This is a genomic window from Salinarimonas rosea DSM 21201, from assembly GCF_000429045.1.
Classification (GTDB): Bacteria; Pseudomonadota; Alphaproteobacteria; order Rhizobiales; family Beijerinckiaceae; genus Salinarimonas; species Salinarimonas rosea.
The window spans coordinates 1-2,262 of the sequence record NZ_AUBC01000056.1 but is presented as its reverse complement, the minus strand read 5'-3'; the positions used below and the strand labels follow the sequence as shown (position 1 = coordinate 2,262).

The window sequence follows — 2,262 nt, the reverse complement described above, 5'->3', positions numbered from 1 at the left end:
CACGGAGCCCTTGCCGGGAGACCACCCGCCGCGTACCTCTCGGCCTGAGCTGACGGGAGCCCCGCCGCGTCTCATATGTGCTGACCCCGGACAGCCCCTTTCACCGGCCGACCTCGCGCGATAGATTGCCGACACGGGTACGCTCCGGGAGATCTCGGCATGTCGTGGATCGCGTCGTCGCACATGGCCCGCAGGGGCGTCTCCGGAGGCAAGGCGAACGGCTGCCACAGGCTGAGCGAGGCCGATCAGGGCGCCTTCCACTACGTCTACGGCCCATATGCTGCGCCGGTCATGCGCGTCGCGCCCGGCGACGTGATCGAGGTCGAGACGCTGGACGCCTTCGGCGGGGCGGTGCGGACGGAGGAGGACCTGCCGTCGCAGGTCCTCCACATGCCCTACGTGAACCCGCAGAACGGCCCGATCGCGGTCGAAGGTGCGCAGAAGGGCGACGTCCTGTGCGTTCACCTGCACTCCATCCTTCCGCGCGGGCCGCAGCCCGCCGGTACGACGGCGCTGATCCCCGAGTTCGGCGGCCTCGTCGCGACGCCCCAGACGCCGATGCTGAACAAGCCGATCGCCGAGCGGGTGAAGAAGATGGAGGTCACGCCCGAGGGCGTGCGCTTCTCCGAGCGGATCACGCTGCCCTACGAGCCCTTCGTCGGCACGATCGGGGTGAGCCCCGAGATCGAGGCCGTGAGCTCGCTCCAGCCCGATTACTGGGGCGGCAACATGGACCTGCCGGACGTCGCGCCGGGCGCCGTCCTCTATTTCCCGGTCCAGCGCGAGGGCGCGCATCTGTTCATCGGCGATTGCCACGGACGCCAGGGCGACGGTGAGCTCTGCGGGGTCGCCGTGGAGATGCCGGCGACGGTGGTCTTCCAGGTCGACCTCATCAAGAGCTGGTCGATCCCCGGCGTGCGCCTGGAGACCGAGGACTTCGTGATGTCGGTCGGCAGCGCCCGTCCGATGGAAGACGCCGCCCGCATCGCCTATCGCGACCTCATCCGCTGGATGGTCGAGGATTACGGCTTCGAGGAGAGCGAGGCGTATTTCCTCTGCACGCAGGCGGGCCGGGTGCGCGTCGGCAACATGGTCGATCCGAAATACACGCTCGGCGCCTCCATGCGGAAGGCGTGGCTCGGCTGACGACAACAGGGGGAGGGCTCGATGGATCTCGGACTTTCTGGGCTGAGGGCCCTCGTCACCGGCGGCACCAAGGGAATCGGCCGCCGTTGCGCGGAGATCCTCGCGGCCGAGGGCGCGCATGTCGCGGTCTGCGCACGCACGCAGGCAGGCGTCGACGAGACGGTGGCGAGCCTGGAGGCGAACGGCGTCACCGCCTTCGGCCGCGCCTTCGACGTCGCCGACAAGGCGGCGCTGAGCGCGTGGGTGAACGACGCGGCCGCGGCGCTGGGCGGCGTCGACATCGTCGTCGGCAACGTCTCGGCCCTCGACGTGGGGGACGGCGAGGAGTCCTGGGAGGCCGAGTTCCGCACCGACATGATGCACTCCGTCCGCCTCGTGAACGCCGCGCTTCCGCATCTCGAGCGCTCGCAGGCGGCGTCGATCACGCTGATCTCCAGCGTCTCCGGCCGCGAGGTCGACTTCACCGGCGCGGCCTACGGCGTCTTCAAGGCGGCGCTGGTCCGCTACGCGCAGGACCTCGCCTACAAGCTCGCGCCGAAGATGATCCGCGCCAACACGGTCTCCCCGGGCAACACCTATTTCGACGGCGGGATCTGGCAGTGGATCGAGACGAACAATCCCGGTCTCTTCGCCGAGGCGCTCGCGCTCAACCCGACGGGCCGCATGGCGAAGCCCGAGGAGATCGCCCGCGGGGTCGTCTTCCTCGCGAGCCCTGCCTCGAGCTTCACGACCGGCACGAACCTCGTGATCGACGGGGCGCTGACGCGCGGGGTTCAGCTCTGACCGGATAGATCGGTGCTCGGCACGCCGGGCGTGGAGCCCGGGTGCCGTGCCCCCCGCCACAGTCGCAGGCGAACGAGCCGACCCTTCTGCCCGAAAGCTCGGCTCTGGTTGCACGCCCGCGAGGACGTCTGCCTCGGAACGAGCGCCTACGGTGGACGGGGGCCGCGGTCCGGCGGCCCCCGAGCGCGCCGATCAGTTCGCCTTCTCGATCCGCGTGATCGTGAGGGCGCCGTTCACCCGGTCGGCCTCGAAGGTGACGCGGTCGCCGACGGCGAGGCCGGAGGCCATCCCCGTCTCGGGCATGCGGAACACCATCGTCATGGCGTCCATGCC

At 70.0% G+C, this 2,262-nt stretch carries 3 protein-coding genes; 2 read left to right on the top strand and 1 reads right to left on the bottom strand.

Annotated features, from left to right (window positions below):
- The first annotated feature begins 159 nt into the window (after positions 1–159).
- Together G407_RS0121290 and G407_RS0121285 are read left to right on the top strand one after the other, a co-directional pair.
- The gene (locus G407_RS0121290) at positions 160–1,146 is read left to right on the top strand and encodes an acetamidase/formamidase family protein (protein ID WP_029032431.1); all 987 of its coding nucleotides are present in this window, start codon (positions 160–162) and stop codon (positions 1,144–1,146) included.
- 21 nt (positions 1,147–1,167) lie between these two features.
- On the top strand, positions 1,168–1,929 hold the full coding sequence (locus tag G407_RS0121285; protein ID WP_029032430.1) for an SDR family NAD(P)-dependent oxidoreductase: 762 nt from the start codon (positions 1,168–1,170) through the stop codon (positions 1,927–1,929).
- 192 nt (positions 1,930–2,121) lie between these two features.
- Here the strand turns inward: G407_RS0121285 and G407_RS29220 are convergent, their stop codons facing one another.
- Positions 2,122–2,250: a copper-binding protein gene (locus G407_RS29220; RefSeq protein ID WP_280742909.1), complete on the bottom strand. Its 129-nt coding sequence runs from the start codon at positions 2,248–2,250 to the stop codon at positions 2,122–2,124.
- Between the last annotated feature and the right edge of the window lie 12 nt (positions 2,251–2,262).